19 protein-coding genes are annotated in these 19,434 nt (G+C 42.1%); 4 read left to right on the forward strand and 15 right to left on the reverse strand.

The window, feature by feature from the left end:
• Positions 1–186 precede the first annotated feature (186 nt).
• Positions 187–2,400: a polyribonucleotide nucleotidyltransferase gene (gene pnp, locus H589_RS0104795; protein WP_027720982.1), complete on the forward strand. Its 2,214-nt coding sequence runs from the start codon at positions 187–189 to the stop codon at positions 2,398–2,400.
• A 136-nt stretch (positions 2,401–2,536) separates the two neighbouring features.
• Here pnp and H589_RS0104800 read toward each other — a convergent pair whose 3' ends face one another.
• Positions 2,537–3,826 (reverse strand): phenylacetate--CoA ligase family protein, encoded by a 1,290-nt coding sequence (locus tag H589_RS0104800; RefSeq protein WP_027720983.1) that lies wholly within the window; start codon positions 3,824–3,826, stop codon positions 2,537–2,539.
• 119 nt (positions 3,827–3,945) lie between these two features.
• Here H589_RS0104800 and H589_RS0104805 point away from each other — a divergent pair, with 119 nt between their 5' ends.
• Entirely contained in the window at positions 3,946–4,728 is a 783-nt protein-coding gene (locus H589_RS0104805) for a prepilin peptidase (RefSeq protein ID WP_051249628.1), read from the forward strand.
• 103 nt (positions 4,729–4,831) lie between these two features.
• On the opposite strand, the gene gmhB is transcribed toward H589_RS0104805, so the two are convergent.
• From gmhB to H589_RS0104845, 8 genes are all read right to left on the reverse strand, one after another.
• A complete protein-coding gene (gmhB, locus tag H589_RS0104810; RefSeq protein ID WP_027720985.1) occupies positions 4,832–5,365 on the reverse strand; it encodes a D-glycero-beta-D-manno-heptose 1,7-bisphosphate 7-phosphatase in 534 nt (177 codons plus the stop codon).
• A gap of 199 nt (positions 5,366–5,564) precedes the next feature.
• Positions 5,565–6,365, reverse strand: a complete 801-nt coding sequence (locus tag H589_RS0104815; protein ID WP_027720986.1) for a tetratricopeptide repeat protein — start codon at positions 6,363–6,365, stop codon at positions 5,565–5,567.
• 30 nt (positions 6,366–6,395) lie between these two features.
• Entirely contained in the window at positions 6,396–7,520 is a 1,125-nt protein-coding gene (gene carA, locus H589_RS0104820) for a glutamine-hydrolyzing carbamoyl-phosphate synthase small subunit (protein WP_027720987.1), read from the reverse strand.
• Positions 7,517–8,260 (reverse strand): 3-deoxy-manno-octulosonate cytidylyltransferase, encoded by a 744-nt coding sequence (gene kdsB, locus H589_RS0104825; protein WP_027720988.1) that lies wholly within the window; start codon positions 8,258–8,260, stop codon positions 7,517–7,519. Before kdsB ends, carA begins: the two co-directional genes overlap by 4 nt.
• 35 nt (positions 8,261–8,295) lie before the next feature.
• Positions 8,296–9,570 carry a 3-deoxy-D-manno-octulosonic acid transferase gene (locus H589_RS0104830; protein ID WP_027720989.1) on the reverse strand — a complete coding sequence of 425 codons (1,275 nt, stop codon included), beginning with the start codon at positions 9,568–9,570 and terminating at the stop codon, positions 8,296–8,298.
• A gap of 60 nt (positions 9,571–9,630) precedes the next feature.
• A complete protein-coding gene (locus tag H589_RS0104835; protein ID WP_027720990.1) occupies positions 9,631–10,539 on the reverse strand; it encodes a D-alanine--D-alanine ligase family protein in 909 nt (302 codons plus the stop codon).
• The gene (locus H589_RS0104840; RefSeq protein ID WP_027720991.1) at positions 10,505–11,164 is read right to left on the reverse strand and encodes a hypothetical protein; all 660 of its coding nucleotides are present in this window, start codon (positions 11,162–11,164) and stop codon (positions 10,505–10,507) included. The genes H589_RS0104835 and H589_RS0104840 overlap by 35 nt, the downstream gene beginning before the upstream one ends.
• A 203-nt stretch (positions 11,165–11,367) precedes the next feature.
• Complete coding sequence (locus H589_RS0104845) at positions 11,368–11,649, reverse strand: hypothetical protein (protein WP_027720992.1); 282 nt, start codon at positions 11,647–11,649, stop codon at positions 11,368–11,370.
• A 417-nt stretch (positions 11,650–12,066) separates the two neighbouring features.
• Here H589_RS0104845 and H589_RS0104850 point away from each other — a divergent pair, with 417 nt between their 5' ends.
• On the forward strand, positions 12,067–12,384 hold the full coding sequence (locus H589_RS0104850) for a TusE/DsrC/DsvC family sulfur relay protein (protein ID WP_027720993.1): 318 nt from the start codon (positions 12,067–12,069) through the stop codon (positions 12,382–12,384).
• 121 nt (positions 12,385–12,505) lie between these two features.
• Here the strand turns inward: H589_RS0104850 and lpxB are convergent, their stop codons facing one another.
• On the reverse strand, positions 12,506–13,633 hold the full coding sequence (lpxB, locus tag H589_RS0104855) for a lipid-A-disaccharide synthase (RefSeq protein WP_027720994.1): 1,128 nt from the start codon (positions 13,631–13,633) through the stop codon (positions 12,506–12,508).
• Between the two features lie 211 nt (positions 13,634–13,844).
• On the opposite strand from lpxB, the gene H589_RS0104860 reads away from it, so the two are divergent.
• The gene (locus tag H589_RS0104860) at positions 13,845–14,105 is read left to right on the forward strand and encodes a hypothetical protein (protein WP_027720995.1); all 261 of its coding nucleotides are present in this window, start codon (positions 13,845–13,847) and stop codon (positions 14,103–14,105) included.
• A gap of 127 nt (positions 14,106–14,232) precedes the next feature.
• Here H589_RS0104860 and pdxA read toward each other — a convergent pair whose 3' ends face one another.
• The 5 genes from pdxA to H589_RS0104885 all read right to left on the reverse strand — a co-directional run bounded on the left by pdxA (position 14,233) and on the right by H589_RS0104885 (position 19,374).
• Positions 14,233–15,219: a 4-hydroxythreonine-4-phosphate dehydrogenase PdxA gene (gene pdxA, locus H589_RS0104865; RefSeq protein WP_084146875.1), complete on the reverse strand. Its 987-nt coding sequence runs from the start codon at positions 15,217–15,219 to the stop codon at positions 14,233–14,235.
• Positions 15,220–15,300: 81 nt separating this feature from the next.
• Positions 15,301–17,199, reverse strand: a complete 1,899-nt coding sequence (gene glgB / locus H589_RS0104870) for a 1,4-alpha-glucan branching protein GlgB (protein ID WP_035075091.1) — start codon at positions 17,197–17,199, stop codon at positions 15,301–15,303.
• Positions 17,200–17,206: 7 nt separating this feature from the next.
• Positions 17,207–17,410: a hypothetical protein gene (locus H589_RS0104875; RefSeq protein WP_027720998.1), complete on the reverse strand. Its 204-nt coding sequence runs from the start codon at positions 17,408–17,410 to the stop codon at positions 17,207–17,209.
• Between the two features lie 9 nt (positions 17,411–17,419).
• Positions 17,420–18,868: a glycogen synthase GlgA gene (gene glgA / locus H589_RS0104880; RefSeq protein WP_027720999.1), complete on the reverse strand. Its 1,449-nt coding sequence runs from the start codon at positions 18,866–18,868 to the stop codon at positions 17,420–17,422.
• 26 nt (positions 18,869–18,894) lie between these two features.
• Complete coding sequence (locus H589_RS0104885) at positions 18,895–19,374, reverse strand: NUDIX domain-containing protein (RefSeq protein ID WP_027721000.1); 480 nt, start codon at positions 19,372–19,374, stop codon at positions 18,895–18,897.
• Between the last annotated feature and the right edge of the window lie 60 nt (positions 19,375–19,434).

Genomic DNA, 19,434 nt, shown 5'->3' on the forward strand with positions numbered 1-19,434 from the left:
TTTAAAATATATTCCTGATCTGATTGCAGACAGGACAGGCGGAATCCGCAATTTCCCATGATGAATTTTTAGTTGGCTGAGGAAGGCGTTTATCTTACAGATGAAATCCTCCCTAAGCCGGCTGGAAAATTCGGGTAGCTTCGGATTCCCTGATTAAAAAATGATTTACTTTAATGAGGATTTTTAATGTTAGTACCTTTTGAAAAAACCGAAGTACTCGGTCAGGTCGGTAATCTTGATATCAAACTTGAAACAGGACGTATGGCCAATCAGACCAATGGTAGTGTCTGGATTCAGTCCGGCGGAACCGTTGTCCATGTTACCGCCGTTTCCATGCCCACCAGCGAGCCAAGAGATTTCTTCCCCCTCACCTGCAACTATCTCGAAAAGACTTATGCAGCAGGCCGCATTCCCGGAGGCTACTTCCGTCGTGAAGTTGGACGTCCTTCTGATCGCGAAACTTTAGTTTCCCGTCTTATGGACCGTCCGATTCGCCCCATGTTCCCTAAATCGTTCTGTGATGAAGTTCAGGTTATAGCAACCGTTCTTTCAGCTGATGCAGACACCAACCCAGATGTTCTGGCAATGACCGGTGCATCAGCAGCACTGCACATTTCTAATATGCCTTTCAACGGCCCTGTTGCCGCTGCACGTGTAGGTATGGTTAATAATGAATTCGTACTCTACCCTACATATAAAGGAATTGCAGAACAGAGCGAACTGAATCTTGTTTTTGCTGCTACACGCGAAGCAGTAATCATGGTTGAAGGCAGCTCACAGTTCCTCGCTGAAAGCACAATTGCTGAAGCTCTGGAATGGGGTCATGAACAGCTCGGACCTATGTTTGATCTTCAGGACAAACTTAGAAACAAAGTAGGACGTCCTAAAATCGAAGTAGTTGAGCCTGTTAAAGACGAAGAAGTTATTACTCTCGTTTCTGAGACTTTTTCTGCTGACCTCGACAAAGCTCTCACCATCCCCGAAAAAATGACTCGTAAGACAGCAAAGTCTGAAGTAAAAGCCAACGCTGTAAAATTTATCGAAGAAAAATTCCCTGAAGAGCCTCAGAGAGCTAAAGCTGTTGGTGATGCCATGGCAGCTCTTGAAAAGAAAATTGTACGTAACCGCATTGTTGAAAAAGGCATACGCATCGATGGTCGTGACCTAACCACCGTCCGTAATCTCTCCATGGAAGTAGGCAGCCTGCCTATGACTCACGGATCTGCTTTATTCCGTAGAGGTGAAACTTCTGCGCTTGCTGTTTGTACCCTCGGCTCAACCCGTGATGAGCAACGCTTCGAAACACTTACTGGTGAAAGCACTAAACGTTTCATGCTTCACTATAACTTTCCTCCATATTGCGTTGGTGAAGCAAGATTCCTGAGAGCTCCTTCACGCCGCGAAATTGGACACGGAACTCTTGCAGAGAGAGCTTTACGCCCTGTTCTGCCTTCATCTGAAAAATTCCCATTTACTATGCGTGTTGTTTCTGAGGTAATGGACTCTAACGGTTCTTCCTCCATGGCTTCTGTATGCGGAACCACCCTATCTCTTATGGACGCTGGTGTACCCATAAGTGCTCCGGTTGCTGGTATCGCTATGGGACTTTGTCAGGAAGGCGATGAGTACTACGTTCTCACCGACATTCTCGGTGATGAAGATGCTCTCGGCGATATGGACTTTAAAGTTGCCGGAACTGAAGACGGTGTTACTGCAATTCAAATGGATATCAAAATCAGTGGTATTCCGGCTGAAGTATTGCGTAATGCTCTCGCTCAGGCCAAAGGCGCACGTCAGATTATTCTTGATGACATGAAGAAAGTCATTTCCGAGCCTAGAAAAGAACTTTCTGTAAACGCTCCACAGATGGAAGTTTTAACCATTAATCCCGAAAAGATCAGAGATCTCATCGGACCCGGTGGTAAAAACATTAAAGCAATTACTGCTGAAACTTCAGCTGATATCGATATTGAAGATTCCGGCAAAGTTTCTATCTTCGCTCCGACTCTTGAATCTCTCAAGAAAACAGTTGAAATGGTCAAATACTACGACCAGACTGCTGAGCTTGGAACCAACTATGTAGGTACCGTTAAGAAAATTCTTGAAATCGGTGCAATCGTAGAAATTCTGCCTGGCCTCGAAGGTCTTCTGCACATTTCTCAGATCGATGTTGAGCGCATTGAAAACGTTACTGACGTTGTGCAGCTCGGTCAGGAAATCACTGTTAAGGTCGTCGAAGTACAGCCTAACGGTCGTATCCGTCTTTCCCGTAAGGCTTGGCTCATGGAGCAGGCTGGTCAGGAAGTTGATCTTGAAAAATTCAAGATGGGTGGTGGACGTCCAAGCGGGCCCAGAGGCGGACGTGACGGTGGTCGTCGCGATGATAGACGTCGCAGATAAAAATTGTTATTTACAAAATAAACTAAAAGCCGCCGAGTTTAACTCGGCGGCTTTTTTATCGTCAAAATTATCAATCTTTAGCCACACTAACTACAATCATAATACGTTAAGAAAGAAAGTGATACATACATTCTTTTTAAGAGCGCTCGTCAAAAACTCGTTTGGTTTTAGCGAAACTTCGAGGAAGAAGCCCCGGCTTAAGTATTTCAACATTGGCCCGTACAAGAATAAATTTACGGATTTCATTACAAATAGCCTTCGCAAGATTAGCATCATTATCAGCTGAAACGCCAGACTTACGCTCAACTCTAACGGTCATATGATCAAGTCCTTCACGGCGTTCCAAATATATCTGGTACTCAGAGCTAGCTTCGGAAAATGCCTCAAGGACGGATGCAATCTGCCCGGGATAAATGTTGACCCCTCTGAAAATAAACATATCATCGCTACGGCCTGAAATCGTGTCATGGCGCGGCATAGAACATCCACAAGAACATTTACCGGAAATTATACGGGTAAGGTCACGAGTACGGTAGCGGATAAGCGGCGAAGCTTCCTTATTAAGAGTCGTTACAACCAGTTCACCAACTTCTCCATCAGGTACAGGCTTAAGCGTAACAGGATCAATAATTTCAACGATATATTCATCCCCCCAATAATGTATCCCTTCCTTAGCCTCGCACTCTATTCCAGCCCCGGGTCCATATAATTCAGTCATACCCGAAATATCGTGACTGGACTCTAAACCGAGAGAATCTTCAAACTGTTTTCGCATTTTGGGAGTATGCGATTCTCCACCGAAAATACATCGCTTTAATTTAAGCTTATCACTGAGTCCGGCTTTCTGTGCTTCTTCGCCAAGCAGGAGAGCCATTGAAGCAGTTGAGCATAAGCATGTTGCTTCTAAATCAACTAAGATCTGCAGTTGAATCTCAAGCATTCCAGGTCCGACAGGAAGGGTCATAGCTCCAAAATGCTCAGAACCAAGCTGAAACCCTGCACCGGCAGTCCAGAGTCCGTATCCTACACATACTTGAACACGATCACGAGTAGTCAGCCCGGCTAATTCATAACAACGAGCAAACATATTTTTCCATGTATTAATGTCTCGCTGTGTATAAGATAAAATTTTTCGCTTTCCGGTTGTACCGCTGGAACCGTGAATTCTGACAACATCCTCTTCTGGAACTGAAAGAAGTGGAAGAGGATAACCATCTTTTAAATCTTCTGCGGTGGTAAAAGGCAGTTTTTGAAGATCATCTAAAGAATTGATATCTGCCCATTCAACTCCTTTATCTTTAAAACGAGCCGCATAAAATGGACTGTTGGACGAAGTATGGTTCACTGTCCATTTCAGTCCTTCCAGTTGTTTTGCTGCAAGTTCATCTGGTTCAAGTTCTGGAATAAATCTATATTTACTACCCATTAGAGTCTCCTGAGAATGCTTGTTCAATCACCATAACTGTCGTATCAACACTTAAACGACTTTGTTACACGCATCACTTTTGCAGTAAAACATGAAATCTTCAAGCCCCTATGAGCAACATGCAAATATTACTACTTGATTATTATGAAATTTTCATAGCAACACTTCTGGGTGCTATACTTGGCAGCTTTTATGCTTGTGCTGTGTTCAGATATATATACGGGCAGACCCTGACAAATCCTCGCCGCTCAAAATGTCCTCAATGCGGACATCAGATACGGTGGTACGAAAACGTTCCTATCTTAAGTTATCTCTTTTTAAACGGAAGATGTTCTGCCTGTCATCAGCCAATCAGCCTTATGTATCCTATTATCGAACTTACATCGATAGTGTGGGCTGTCCTGCTTATGCTGAAATTCGGGCTAAGCACACAATGGCTGGTATATATGCTCTTTGGCGGTTTGATGATTATTGCTTCTTTTATCGATCTGAAAACTTTTATCCTTCCTGATATTATCACTATACCTGGATCAATTGCAGCAATCCCGTGCGCTGCACTTTTCACCCCTCTTGGCTGGAAAGGAGCATTGCTTGGTGCATGTATCGGAGGAGGATTGTTCTGGTCTCTACGCCTTCTTTACAAAGGACTGAAGGGAATTGAAGGATTAGGCCTAGGAGACGTTAAAATCATGTTCATGATAGGAGCTCTTGCAGGACCGCAAAATATCTCTCTGGTAATAACAGTAGCAGCATTTTCAGGACTTGCTGTTGGCCTGATTTTGATGGTGGTAGATAAAAACAGAAAACTTGGTTCAATGATCCCATTCGGACCATTTCTAGCACTTGGATCAATGCTTACAACTTTGTACGCCCCGCATTTCTGGGCATGGTATTTAGGATAAAAGACTTGTTCTAGTAGCAAATTTTCAAAAATTTAATTTTCAATAATTGGCTGAAATAGTACGATGCAATCTTTTATGTAAAAAATATATTTGACCTTAAAGATCACCCTCTTTTAACTATAAACGCGGCTGCATCCAGCAGATCGTCAGCAATATAAGTTGCCTTGCAAGCACAGTTAGCCTCTTCTTTAAGCCCCTTGCCTGTGCGAACTAAAATTGCAGCAGAACCTTTAGCCAATCCAAGTTCAATATCACATAGTTTATCCCCTATAACGTAACATTCACTTGGTATAAGACCAAACTGTTCTATCGCTTGATCAAACATTCCTGTTTGTGGTTTACGGCAGTCACACTTCTGATCGGGTGTATGCGGGCAATGATAAATCGCTTTGAGCTCGATACCGCTTTTATTTAAATATTTTTTCATCCGATCGTTAACAGCATTCATATCTGCTTCAGTATAGTATCCTCTACCAATTCCAGACTGATTTGTTACAACAATGAGACCATATCCTGCATCCAGCATCATTTTCAGCCCTTGTATTGCGTTAGGTATAATTTCAACACCGTCTGGATCACATAAATAATGTTTATCCTCAATAATTGTTCCATCGCGATCCAATAATATATACTTCATCTAACCTCCGGCAGTTATCTTTAGTTAAACAGCTGCCGTTTAAAAATTCACTTCAAATTAGAAAGGGAGGCCATGACATTTTACAGCCATGCCTCCCATAATATACTGTTCGATTTAACTAAAATATACGAAACCCTCTAGCATATTTGAGCGTACAGTGGGTTCTTTTAAAAAGAAGCAATTGATGCCTGATGCATTTTTAGCCTATTTTTTTCTTTGCAAATTTTAGCATTTTTTCTGCTTCAGCAAAGTTGGGGTTGATGGCAATAGCCTTTTCAGCTGCTTTAGCCATTTTTCCCCACTTCTGCCAATCATAATACAGGCGTCCAGTGTTAAAATAAAGATACTCATCTTTATCATTTATCTGTAAGGCCTTAAGATAATATTTTTCAGCGGCTTCAAAGTCTTTCATTTTTCGCAAAACTATCCCAATACGATTATACAGAAAAATTGCATTGGGATCATTAGCAAGCGCATCCTCAAGATATCTCAACGCTTCACTATAAAGTCCTGACTTGATAAATTTATCAGCGACTTCAGCACGCAGCTCTGTATCATCTTTAAATTCACGAATAAGTTTATCAAAAAGTTTTTGAGCTTCAGAGACCTTATCCTGTGCGATAAGTTCTTGACCTTTTTCAAGAGTATCGCGCTTCTTCTTCTCCATAGCCTTAAGAAGTTCCTGCGCACTTGCGTTTACATTCTTTTGCAGCTCTTGCAGAATTTCTCTCATAACCTCTAGAAGAGCTTTCTCTTCACCATGGGTATAATTTATGATCAGCGGATAATCTTCTCTTAACTTTTTGTCACTGTTGAGAACATGAACTGTGCTATCCAGCAGTTCCTGAAATTCTTCCCTCTCTGCTTTCATCAATGATCCTTTAAGCATTGCGAGAATAGCATCATATACTGACTGCACAGCAGCCATTGCTTTTTTCTGCTTCAACAGCGAGGGAACAGTTGCCAGTTTTTTTCTGGCATTAGTAAGTTCTCCGGACATATTTATCTCCGACGTTATATTTTCCGTTTTTTATTTTCCGGTTTTCTCTTTTACCATATCACGGAATCTGGCAAAGAAATAACAGCTATCATGCGGTCCCGGAGCTGCTTCAGGATGAAACTGAATTGCGATAATCGGTTTGGTTTTGTGTGCAAACCCCTCAAGAGTTTCATCGTTCAGATTTTTATGTGTGATTTTAAGATCAGGACACTTTGAAATATCTACACAAAAACCATGATTCTGAGAAGAGATTTCAATTTTATTGCTTTCCATATCCATAACAGGATGGTTGCAGCCATGATGCCCAAATTTCAATTTAAACGCATCACCGCCAAGAGCAAGTCCTAAAATCTGATGTCCAAGACAAATACCTGCCACAGGAAGATCTTCGCATAAAGATTTTGCAGTCTTTACAGCATGATCAAGAACAGCCGGATCACCGGGGCCGTTGGAAAGGAAAATAGCTTCTGGATTAAGAGCTCTAATCTGCTCTTCAGTATAACTTGACGGAACAGAAAGAACTTCAAAACCTTCTGCATCAAGTAAACGCAGGATATTCCATTTTACCCCGTAATCAACAAGTACGAGGCGCGGTCCCTTTCCAGTCCACTCATAGCCTTTTGATACGTCAACTGGAACAGGCTTGTTATCAATCCACGCGTAGCAACTGTCGGATGTAACCTTGTCAGCAAGGTTCTGACCTTCCATTGTAGGAAGCTGTTTAGCTTTCTCAACGAGCTTTGCAGGATCGAGTTCTTCAGTAGAAATGATACCACGCATGGCACCGTTAATACGTAAGTGTCTGGTCAACGCACGGGTATCAATTCCTTCAATCCCCATAATGCCGGCCTTCTCAAGATATTCAGGCAGAGACATTACAGAACGCCAGTTTGAAGGGTTTTTGCAGCATTCTTTAACTATAAATGCGGCAACATGTATTTTAGCGGATTCAAGATCTTCTTCAGTAACACCATAGTTTCCTATAAGCGGATAAGTCATGCAGACCATCTGCCCAGTATAAGAAGGGTCGGTGAGAACTTCCTGATATCCGGTCATGCCGGTGTTGAAGATGGCTTCTCCGCCCGATTCGCCTGGGCCTGTGAAGGATGTTCCTTCAAACCATGTGCCGTCTTCAAGTGCCAGTATGGCTTTCATATTTTTTCCCTCTCAAGAATCTTTATTGCTGTATCCAAGTCCTCAGGACGGTCCACTCCATGACAGGAGTGTTCAGTAACAGTGACGTGGATTGGTATACCGTTTTCCAGCAGCCGGAGCTGTTCCAGTCGCTCCCTTTTCTCCAGGGGCGAAGCATCCGTGCCGGCAAAGGTTTCAAGGGCTTCCATGCGGAAGCCGTATAGGCCGATATGTAGAAGGTATTTCCCACTTCCATCATGGGAATACGGGATAGGTGAGCGAGAAAAATATAACGCCCGGCTATCTTTTGCAAGTGCAACTTTAACCCTATCCGGACTTTGAGCCTCTTCTGCTGTAATCGGTGATGCCAGAGTTGTAACCCTGACACTGCCGTCGGCAAAAGGACTAACCAATTCCGATAACATTTCCGGAGCGAGACAAGGCTCATCTCCCTGAATATTCACTACAACGCAATCATCTGGAAGACTAAGCTTTCTTGCAGCTTCCAGAACTCTATCAGTACCACTGGTGTGGGTATCTGCGGTCATCACGACAGGCACACCAAGTTTCTCAGCAGCGTCCTGAATTATAGGACTATCAGTGGCTAGAACAACTTTATCCATCTCTGGACATTTACAGGCGCTGTTCCACACATGCCAGAACATCGGTTTCCCGCATATGTCAGCCATCGGTTTTCCGGGAAAACGGCTGGAATCATAACGGGCCGGGATAATACCGTAACAACCATAAACAATACTCATCAATTTAAATCCTTAAAATCAGAAAGATTCACTTACTACAAATTTCTCTTGATCGCAGCACACACTGCGTCAGTTCCACCACGCATATCTACAAGATATTTTTCGAAATCTTTTTTTACTTTGTCAGGTTTAGGGGCACGTTTACTGACTTCAAGAAGCGAATTTAAAACACCTTCCCAGTCATTTTCCTGTCTGGCCAGTTTATTGTTGAAGATATCATCTCCAACCCATGTAAAATTTGACCAGTAAGGACCTATGACAGGAACAATGCCATATGCCAATGGTTCAAGAAAATTCTGACCGCCGACAGGAGCGAGAGAACCACCTATAAATGCTACCCTGGCAAGAGAGAATGCTGAATTCATTTCTCCAAAAACATCCCACAGCACAGTATGCCCGAATGGAACTTTATCTGTAATCTCAGACCGCAAAACCCATGGTAGACCTGCTTCATTAAGCATTGCTCTCCAAGCATCAATGCGATGCATATGACGCGGAAAAAGTCCTATCACAGTCTTAGGGCGCGCTTTCTTAAGCCCTTCTACAAGTTTTAGGACCTGTAATTCTTCTTCCTTTCTTATAGAACCAAGAATGATGAAAGGAGTTTTAGGTTTAAAAATTGATGACAGAGGATTGGCTGTATATGGAATTGCCGCAGCAGTTCCAGTACTGTCAAACTTGATGTTTGGCATAGTACTTATCTTTTCGATTTCAAAAAGAGTCTTAAAACGAATGGCATCTTCTTCAGAAATAGCCAAAACTTCTTCAGGAGCAATGGATTTAAAAAATTGGGGAAAAGCCATATACCCAGCAAGACTTTTTGTAGTCATCCGAGCATTGATAATAATCACTTTTACGCCAAGATCTTTACAGGCGGACAAAAACCCGGGCCAGATCTCTGTCTCGACCAAAATTACTAATTTAGGTTTTACAGCCTCCAAGGCTTTTACAGCAAGATCAGGGCTGTCAAAAGGAAAATATGTCGCTGAAGCAGTAACATTTCTGGTATTCGGTGTAATTCGATAAGCTGCTCTCTCAAGCTCTGAAAGGCCTTGCGAAGTATTGGTGGTCAGCAGGAATCTGGTAGGATTTTCCATCGAAATCAGATCCATTATTCTGGTAACTATTTTTGCTTCACCAGCAGATGCTGCCTGAATCCACACATCAGCCTCAGGCGGGAGGCTGTGTTTTAGTGTCCTACGATCAAATCCTTCTCTCAATCTTGCATTTTTCTTGAGAAAAGGAATTGCGGCTTTCCAGCCTAAGCCATAAAGAAATGAGGCTGTCCTGAGCTTAAGGGATTTTGACATGTATAAATCCTGACGTTTCCGTTCATTGATCAACCAAGTAGGTAGACCTGTTGAAAAAATTTACTTCCTCTTACTTTGTCCCAATTCAATAAGCTTTGCTATAAGCGTGTTGAATGTATATCCAGCAGCCTTGGCAGCTCTGGGAACGAGACTTGTCGGAGTCATACCGGGAAGAGTGTTGACTTCCAGCAGATAAGCCACTCCTCCAGAAATTATAAAATCAGCCCTGCTGTAATCAGCAAGCCCTAAAAGACTATGCACTCTCAAACTGATTTGCTGAATTTCCTGTGTCAACTTTGCGTCAATCGGTGCAGGACATATTTCTTCAGCTCCATCAGGAGCATATTTGCTATTATAATCAAAGAATTCAGCTTTTTCAGGAGGGGTGATAAGTATCAATGGCAAAGCTTCCCCGCCAAGAATTCCGCAGGTAACTTCAATTCCTTTTGTGTACTTTTCAACCAGTGCACTATCCCCCATAGAAAAGACCGTCTCAACACCCCTTCGCAATTCTTCATTGGTACGGGCAAAAGTCATTCCCAGACTGGAACCACCTGAGTTAGGCTTAATAAATACAGGCGGATCAAGTTTCTCAATTCCTTTGCAACCATCCGCAGGGCAGATTAATTCCCACTCAGGGGTCAAAATTGAGTTTTTATCAAAAACTGTTTTTGCAGCAGCTTTATTAAGAGTAAGAAATGAGCTTTCAGGACCAGCCCCTTGATAAGGACAGTTTGTCTGATTCAACATAGCCTGAATAAGACCATCCTCTCCCGGAGAACCATGAAGATTAATAAAAGCAAAATCTGCATATTCAGCGCGTGAAAGGATATTTTTAAAATCTGTGGCAGGATCTAAAAACTCAACTTCATGCCCAAGCTCAAGCAGGGCTGTTTTAATCCCCTCAGCTCCGCTCAAAGAGACTTCGCGCTCGTCAGACCAGCCGCCCGCTATCAAAAGAATACGCATTCAGATCAACTCCGATAAGGTTGCCGAGCCGTTCTTCCAGAACAAGAGACTGCTCGTAAGTTTGCTGGATCCTTTCTATAATTTTTTCGGTTTTCCCATATCTGATTTTCAGGTCACCGAATCTTTTTTCAAGAGAAGTAAGATTGTCATGCATCACGCGTTTATCGGCGTAGCTGACGACAAGTGGAAGAAAATATTTATCTGCCTCAGGCTCAAAGGGCCAGAAAACATGGTGAAGCACTCCCATTGCTATGGCAGGATTTCCAGTTAAACGCATGGTCCATGCAGCACCTAACTGACTGTGATTCCCTCCATGATGGATGCAGTAGCTCTTAGCTATATCATGCATAAGAGCCGAAGCTTGAATAGTTGGAATATCGACATCAACCCCGGACTCATAAGCAATTGTACTTACTTGAACCGCAACTTTGGCAACCAGATAGCTATGAGCTTTAATATTATCCAGCATAGAATAATCTTTCCACCAGGAAGTGCACTCAGAAACACTGGGAACACTCCACGCCGGATCGATTTCTACCGGTGGCGGGGGACGCAATTCGGACTCCATAGGAGGGTACCCCGGAGAGGGGTTGGCTGGTGATTTTATCACTTTGGTATTATTCATAGAAATTATCATAACCTGTTATAGGCTGGAACTGCCTTTAGTTAGCACTTTGTGCACCAAAAGGCAAAGCCCCGAATTTTATCAATCCGGGGCTTTGCCTCATAAAACAACTAACGATTTTATGAAATATATTCGTCCTACTGATCAGAAAATTAACTCTGTAACTATTAGTTATATTTAATCAATATACTTTTTACTAAGTATTAAATATCCTCTTGCAAAAGAGGATCGGAAAGAAGTTCCATAACTCTGGCCATATTAAAATCATGGGCATCATTAATTGCATTCTCTTTTGCTCCCGCTTCAACACTTTGTTCTAGCAATTCTGCGGGATCCATATCTGCTGACCTGAGTCCTGCCTTAATATTTCCAGAAACAGAATCTATAGACTGCTCTCGGTTTACTAAAGGGCTGGAAGGTTTTCTGAGAGGTGTATCATTTTTTAAATGTGCAATTGCAGCTTCTCTTGCAAAACTAATTTCCATTATATTTCCTCCTGTTTGATACTAAGCTGCAATACAAAAAACGTTCCTCTAAAACTTTATTCAATAATTTCAGATTGGTAAGAATTTAATACGGATATTTTTGCCTACCCAAAATTAAGTTTTATAAAGTATCTGTTCATATTTTCTCAAGATTATAATAAATCAGCATACTAAAATAGGACAAAAAAAATGCTTTCAAACGTGATTTTAACTGCACTGCGGATATGTTTTGATTATTATATTATGAAAAAGTTCATTCTTATATAATATTTTTCTTGAAATTTTTTTGCCTAGGTTTTAATTGGCTCTTTGGGTGAGTGAGACATTTTCCTCGGAATCGGGTTTCGGGGGAGTCTTTATAACCTGAGAGTAAAGCAGCTTGTCTGCTTTTATGATTAATTTTTTAGGAGGTTTTACATGGCAATCGTTGAATTTCAGGGCAAAAGCTTTGATGTTGATGAAGATGGTTTCCTGCTTAAGTTTGAAGATTGGTCCCCAGAATGGGTTGACTACGTAAAAGAAGGCGAAGGCATCAAAGAACTTAACGAAGAACACCAGAAAGTTATCGACTTCTTGCAGGACTACTACAAGAAAAACGGTATCGCACCCATGGTACGTATTCTTTCCAAAATCACCGGTTTCAAACTTAAACACATTTACGAACTGTTTCCTTCCGGCCCTGGTAAGGGAGCATGTAAAATGGCTGGTCTTCCTAAACCTACCGGCTGCGTTTAATTTAGAAAGTTAATTTAGATTGTGAGTTACGAAACAGCCACGTTGGCTGTTTCGTTATTGTTCCAAAGTCAGAAAACCCCCGGGGATTGGCCCCGGGGGTTTTTTATATATGTTTGTAATTTTATATTAAATCTAGATCTTGCAATATTATGTCTGCAGTACGTCCGGCAACACCGGGCTCGCCAATTAATTCCCGCAAATGCATTAATTCAGCCCTAACAGCATCAGCCGTATCAGGTTCCCTCATCCATTGCTTGACCTGCCCATAAAAATTTTCAGCCGTAGCATTATCAAACAGAAACTCGGGTAAAATTAATTTATCAGGTATAATATTGGCAAGGCTGGCAAATTTAACTTTAACAACAAGCTTTGCCAGTAATACTGAAAGTGGAGCCATCTTATATGCAACCAGGGTAGGTGTACCGATCAGAGCACATTCAAGAGTCGCTGTCCCGGAAGCAGACATAATTGCTGCAGAGCTGCGCATAAGGCGATACCTGTTTTCCGGCTGATTGATAGTCACAGGCAAATGATCAGGCCATAGTCTGCGTAATTTTTCTTCCTTAACTCCCGGTGCTCGAGCGATTGAAAATTTCAAATTAGGAAAATCTTTAGATAACATTTCCGCAGCCTTCGCGAATTCTGGCAAAAGTGAAGATATTTCTTTACTGCGACTGCCTGGTAAAATTCCAATAAGATCCGGGTCCGGTCTAATGGCATCCAAATCAGAAATGGGAATAATATCAAGTAACGGGTGTCCCACATATTTAGCTTCGACCCCGCGATCCTTAAAAAACTGCTGTTCAAATGGTAGAATACAAAGAATTTTACGGACATACTTCTGTAAAAATTTTGCCCGGCCCTGCCTCCAAGCCCATATTTGCGGAGTAATATAATAATAAATTGGTATTCCCAGTTTATGAGCTATTTTTACCAGTCTAAAATTAAAATCAGGACAGTCGATAAGAATTATTGCCTTAGGCCGTTCCTTCTTTAAAATATCCTCAATTTTACCAAAAAGCCTTAATAAGCCAGGTAGCTTAGGAAAGACTTCAGTCAGTCCGACAAGATTAATCAGTTGCATGGAATACCGGATATCGCAGCCAGATTTTTCCATAGCAGAACCGCCCATGCCCATGATTTTCAATTTAGGATCACGTTTAAACAGCTCCTTGGCAAGCATTGCCCCATGCATGTCACCAGACGCTTCTCCAACATTTATCCAGACACTATTATTTGTATTTTTCATTTATATACTCTTGATTGTGATAAAAAAATTACAATACGTTTGAGCCTACGAAAAAGCAATGTTGCTTTCCGCCCAATATACACGTGTACATAATGGTTTAATAATAACAAACATGGCATGAGAACCGCTTGCAATTATGAGGATTATAGTGTTAACAGCATTATGTCAGACAAGGTTTTACTATTTATTACTTTTTTTTAAGGAGTGCGAAATGGCTCAGAAGAACGTAAAAAAGATGATGGGCGTTCTGTCCGGGGTCTTTGCCCATACTGGTCATCTTTCTAAAGATGAAGCTATGAAAATGGCAGGAATGGACGAAGCTGAATTCAAAGATGTGTATGACAAAGCTGCAAACGTAGTGAAAAAGCTCGAAAGCTACGATAGTGCAAGCGAAAAATATGACAAATTTTCCGAGCACCTCTGGGAAGAACTTCAGGAATACGTTAAGAAGTTCGGTCCATTTGGAATCTAGTTTTTCTTCCCCGGAAAGAAATTCTTTCCGGGGTATTAAAACGAAAAGACTCTGAATTAAACACAGTTAAATTCAGAAAGGGTAGATGAAATTATATTTCAACATCTACCCTTTTTTTGTAAATTAATCACTGAGCATCAACCATGAGCTCTGCAGACTCTAAAGCAGCTTTAAAACTTTTAAGCGATGCTTTTCCGGTTCCGGTGATATCATAGCCTGTACCATGATCCGGAGAAGTTCTTGGAAACGGAAGCCCAAGGGTTATATTTACAGCTTCACTGAAATGAAGAAGCTTCAACGGTGCAAGTCCCTGATCATGGTACATAGCAAGAACTGCGCTAAACCTACCATCTGCGGCAAAATGGAATATAGTGTCACCGGGGAACGGACCTTCCACTTTATACCCTTTCTCCACAGCCTCTGTGATAGCCGGCTCGATTATTTCAATTTCCTCATGTCCAATACGTCCTGATTCACCTGCATGAGGATTAAGCCCACATACAGCAATCGGCTTATCAAGTCCAAGTGACTTAACAAGTGTATCCGTCAATTCAATACAGCGTAGAATCCGCTCTCGAGTAATAGACTTAGGAATATCAATAAATCTTGGATGAGTAGTAACCAGACTGACCTTAAGGCGAGGACCGCCGAGATGCATGCAGACATTCTCACGCCCTACCCCTGATCTGGTTGCCAAAAATTCTGTGTGACCTGGAAAATCAAATCCTGCTAGTTGCAACATTGCCTTATTCAAAGGACAGGTTACAAGGCCGAAGACAATACCACTATTAAGTAAAGTCATTGCTGCCTCAAGAGATTCTCCTGCGCAGCGTCCACCTTCAGATTCAGCAGAGCCGACCTTAAGCTTAAAGCTATCAAGAACTTCCGGACAATATAAATAATATCCGGCTTCAGCCCCGATAATTTCCTGAGGATCATTAAGCACAGTGTAAAATTTGTTTAACCCAAGCTTTTCCATATGATATTTTAGTCCATTTTCAGGACCTATCATCAAAAAAGCACGATCAGCTTTACGTTCGGAAAATAGACGGCAAACAAGCTCGGGACCCAATCCATTAGGATCGCCAAGAGTAATACAAATATTTTTCTTCATCATACTTCTCAACATAACAGGATAAAAAAACAAAAAAGAAGGAAGCCTTAAAATAAGACTCCCCTCACAAAAAAACACACTTTATTCAGGTCTTAGAGCTATAGCCCCCAGCGGAGGCAAAGTCAGTTGCAGATAATAAGGAAATGCCCCGATATCTCCGGCCTTGAGGGCCTCAACCTCTCCAATATTACCAACATTTGAACCACCGTATATTTCTGCATCTGAGTTGAAAATCTCCTTCCATTTGCCACCGACAGGACAGCCAAGGCAATATCCTTCGCGGACAACGGGAGTAAAATTAAAAACCCATAATATAGGCTTATCTCCATCACTCTTGCGTAAAAAACTCATTGCTGAGGATTTATAATCACTAAAGTCAACCCACTCAAATCCAGACCAATCCGTGTCATGCTTATACATAGCTGGATTTTCGTGCATAACTCTATTCAAATCAATTACAGTATTGCGCAATCCCTGATGTGAAGGAAATCCGAGCAAAGTCCAATCTAACTCTTTACGGCAATCCCACTCATTCCACTGCCCGAACTCACATCCCATAAAAAGAAGATTTTTACCCGGATGGGCCCATTGATACGAAAACAGAAGGCGTAAATTAGCCATCTGCTGCCACATATCTCCGGGCATTTTAGAAAGCAATGCTCCTTTTCCATGCACAACTTCATCATGGGAGAGAGGCAAAAAAAAGTTTTCGCTGAATGCATAAACCATAGAAAAAGTAAGTTTATTCTGATGGTAAGACCTATGGATCGGACTTTTTTCTATATAATCAAGAGTGTCATTCATCCACCCCATATTCCATTTAAATGTGAACCCCAGACCACCAGTATACACAGGTCTTGAAACACCGGGCCATGACGTCGACTCCTCGGCAATCATCATTGCTCCGGGAAATTGTTCATGAACGACCGTGTTGAGATTTTTAAGGAGCTGGATCGCATCAACATTCTCATTTCCACCATACTCATTAGGAATCCACTCCCCTTCACGGCGCGAATAATCAAGATAAAGCATGGAGGCAACAGCATCTATGCGCAATCCGTCAATATGAAATTCTTTGAGCCAATACAAAGCATTAGCAAGAAGGAAATTGCAGACCTCATGGCGCCCGAAGTTAAAAATATAAGTTCCCCAATCAGGGTGTTCACCTTTACGGGCATCGGCATGCTCAAAAAGAGCTGTCCCATCAAAACGCCCCAATCCCCAATCATCTTTAGGGAAATGACCCGGGACCCAATCCAGAATAACTCCCAGCCCTTCCTGATGACACTTGTCAATAAAATAGCGCAAATCATCTGGCGTGCCATGACGCGAAGTAGGAGAATAATAATGTGTTGTCTGATATCCCCACGATTCGTCAAGAGGATGTTCGGCAATCGGCATGAGCTCAATATGGGTAAACCCCATATCTTTGGCGTAAGGTATCAACTCCTTGGTGAGCTGACGATACGACCGATAGTCCCAGTCTTCCCTGCGCCATGAACCAAGGTGGACTTCATAGCATGAAATAGGTTTATCAAGCGGCAAACCTATCTCACGGCGTTTAGCCATCCACGCAGTATCTTCCCATTCATAGTTATTAAGTCCCCAGGTAACTGCTGCATGCCCGGGTCTCATTTCAGTTCTAAATGCAAATGGATCAGTCTTAAGAACCTCATGCCCGTCATCTTTTACTACACTATATTTATAGAGTTGACCGGCCTCTACCTCAGGAACAAATCCGGCCCAGATACCTGAAACTCCTACAGGAAAAAGCTGATTGGCCCGTGTATTCCAATTATTGAAATCGCCAGTAACATATATATTTTGAGCATTAGGCGCCCATACAGCAAAACGGTATCCTTCCTGTTCTTCCTGCACATCAAAATGGGCTCCTAGAATACGATAAATATCCCAGTGCTCACCTTTCCCAAACAAAAATAAATCAAATGGTGCAATATAAACCGGTAAAGTTTCGGGCATTTGGATCTTAATCCTCGGTGTTACTGGAATTTTCCATACATTCTAAATAAAAAAGGCATTCTTTCTGACTACAGAATCCACTCTCAGCTCGGGCAAAACAATCAAAATTACCCTCAAGCCGTTGAAGCAGACGAACTGCCTCAACAAGGCTGAGCCCGCTGATATCAACTTTCAATTTTTCAGCTAAATCTTCAATAAGCTTAGTGGGCATACTTTACCTCTATATTCTTGCGCCAAGCTTGCGGTACAGTTTAATATATTCATCAGCAGCGCTATCCCATGTAAATTCTTTACGCATGGCCCGTTTAACCATTTTGTCCCATTCAGTGCGATTCTGCCATACATCAACAGCCTCTAATACAGCCTCGTAAAACAACTCTGAGTCTGGCTTTTTAAAAGTAAATCCAGTCGCATCAGGATCAGGGTATGGAGTAATTGTATCCCTAAGTCCTCCGACAGCTGTAGCAACAGGGGGAGTCCCGAACCTCAGAGCATAAATCTGAGTCAATCCGCATGGCTCATAACGGGAAGGCATTAAAAAAATATCTGATCCAGCCTGTATTCCGTGTGCAAGATCTTCTGTATATCCTATTTGGACACAAAAACGTCCCGGATACTCCTCCATTAGTTCAAGCAGCCGTGCCTCATACGTGAGGTTTCCCTCCCCTAATACAATTACACCCAGGTCTTTCTTCATCAGCCTCGGCAGGATGTCAATGAGCAGGTCTACTCCCTTTTGATCGCGAAGCCTCCCGATAAATCCAAGTACAGGTTTATCATTAAGCTCTTCTGACATATCAAAATATCGCAACATATTTTTCTTACATTCCAGCTTGCCCTTTGTATTCTCCGCACTATAGTTGCATGGCAGAAATTTGTCATTGCCGGGGTCCCATACTGTATAGTCTGCCCCGTTTAAAATACCTTCCAGCTTATGAGTCTGAGTGTTTAAGAAACCTTCCAGTCCGCAACCAAATTCAGGCCCGAGGATTTCTTCAGCATATGAAGGACTTACTGTAGTAACAGCATCACTATAGGCAATACTGGCCTTAAGCATATTTAGATCACCAAAGAATTCTGCACCATGCATAGACCAGGCTTCAAGAGGCAATCCTGATTCATTAAAGAGACGTTCGGAAAAACGCCCTTGAAATGCAAGATTGTGGATAGTGGTAACACTTTTGGTGTTTGACCAGAATGAATCAGTCCTTTTTTCAAAATACAAGTAAGGAGAGACAAGTGATGACTGCCAGTCATGTGAATGAATCACAGCTGGAGGTGTAGGAAGCAGGCGGGCCCATTTTAGGACGGCTTTGCAGAAAAAAATAAACCTCTCACAATTATCAAAATAATCTCCATTGTGAGTATTATAATAATGCCTGCGGTCAAAAAACTCACCTCTTGCAACAAAATATACAGACACACCTTCGTACTCTGTCTGATATATCTCAGCAGTTGTATCCGGCCATGGATATCCCACATGCAAGTCAGAATAGACAAGACGCAACTTATTGCCGTCTAAATTCATACGCCCATAAAATGGAGTAATTACATCTGTTTTTACTCCCTTACTGCTTACACATGGAGGCAAAGCCCCCATCACATCGCCAAGGCCACCAGTCTTGGAAAAAGGATACATTTCCGATGTTACGTATAGAACCTCATGCACTGATCCAACTCCATGTTTAAAGCATGTTAATCGGAATTGCCCACAACCGCAGCTTTCTGCAGTCTGAGTATATTAGTAGAGAAATCTTGTAAAATATCTTTGTGATCAAAAACAAGTTCAGGAAGATTATCTAGAGTAAAAAAATTTGCACCACCGGCATCATCGCCTGCCTGAAGTTTATCCCGGTCACGGCAGACAGCACTATAAGTTACACTTATAGTATGCTGTCTATCATCACGCCAGGGCATTGAATAGACACCTACTAATCCTGTAAGAATAACCTCAAGACCAGTTTCCTCCTTTGCCTCACGTACTGCTGCATGCTCAAGAGTTTCACCGTAATCAACAAATCCACCGGGTAATGCCCAGCCAAAAGGAGGATTATTACGTTTGATTAATACAACACCTTGTTCAGGGTCATAAATTACAACATCAACCGTAGGAACAGGATTACGGTAATGAACGACATCTTTACCGCAATGAGGACAGGGCTTAGTGGCAACCATATTATAAAACGCCTTTACTTTGTTTACAAAATCAACACCAAAACATTTAGACAACAAATA

Origin of the sequence: Maridesulfovibrio zosterae DSM 11974, assembly GCF_000425265.1 — a bacterium.
Classification (GTDB): domain Bacteria; phylum Desulfobacterota; class Desulfovibrionia; order Desulfovibrionales; family Desulfovibrionaceae; genus Maridesulfovibrio; species Maridesulfovibrio zosterae.

Coding starts and splice junctions, on each gene's coding strand:
- gmhB (WP_027720985.1), bottom strand. CDS start 5,365: ATGAAGTATATATTATTGGATCGCGATGGAACAATTATTGAGGATAAA.
- H589_RS0104845 (WP_027720992.1), bottom strand. CDS start 11,649: ATGGAAATTAGTTTTGCAAGAGAAGCTGCAATTGCACATTTAAAAAAT.
- carA (WP_027720987.1), bottom strand. CDS start 7,520: ATGAAAGCCATACTGGCACTTGAAGACGGCACATGGTTTGAAGGAACA.
- H589_RS0104800 (WP_027720983.1), bottom strand. CDS start 3,826: ATGGGTAGTAAATATAGATTTATTCCAGAACTTGAACCAGATGAACTT.
- lpxB (WP_027720994.1), bottom strand. CDS start 13,633: ATGAAAAATACAAATAATAGTGTCTGGATAAATGTTGGAGAAGCGTCT.
- kdsB (WP_027720988.1), bottom strand. CDS start 8,260: ATGAGTATTGTTTATGGTTGTTACGGTATTATCCCGGCCCGTTATGAT.
- pdxA (WP_084146875.1), bottom strand. CDS start 15,219: ATGAAGAAAAATATTTGTATTACTCTTGGCGATCCTAATGGATTGGGT.
- H589_RS0104885 (WP_027721000.1), bottom strand. CDS start 19,374: ATGGTTGCCACTAAGCCCTGTCCTCATTGCGGTAAAGATGTCGTTCAT.
- H589_RS0104835 (WP_027720990.1), bottom strand. CDS start 10,539: ATGCGTATTCTTTTGATAGCGGGCGGCTGGTCTGACGAGCGCGAAGTC.
- H589_RS0104875 (WP_027720998.1), bottom strand. CDS start 17,410: ATGCCCACTAAGCTTATTGAAGATTTAGCTGAAAAATTGAAAGTTGAT.
- glgB (WP_035075091.1), bottom strand. CDS start 17,199: ATGCCCGAAACTTTACCGGTTTATATTGCACCATTTGATTTATTTTTG.
- H589_RS0104860 (WP_027720995.1), top strand. CDS start 13,845: ATGGCTCAGAAGAACGTAAAAAAGATGATGGGCGTTCTGTCCGGGGTC.
- H589_RS0104815 (WP_027720986.1), bottom strand. CDS start 6,365: ATGTCCGGAGAACTTACTAATGCCAGAAAAAAACTGGCAACTGTTCCC.
- pnp (WP_027720982.1), top strand. CDS start 187: ATGTTAGTACCTTTTGAAAAAACCGAAGTACTCGGTCAGGTCGGTAAT.
- H589_RS0104805 (WP_051249628.1), top strand. CDS start 3,946: ATGCAAATATTACTACTTGATTATTATGAAATTTTCATAGCAACACTT.
- H589_RS0104830 (WP_027720989.1), bottom strand. CDS start 9,570: ATGTCAAAATCCCTTAAGCTCAGGACAGCCTCATTTCTTTATGGCTTA.
- H589_RS0104840 (WP_027720991.1), bottom strand. CDS start 11,164: ATGAATAATACCAAAGTGATAAAATCACCAGCCAACCCCTCTCCGGGG.
- H589_RS0104850 (WP_027720993.1), top strand. CDS start 12,067: ATGGCAATCGTTGAATTTCAGGGCAAAAGCTTTGATGTTGATGAAGAT.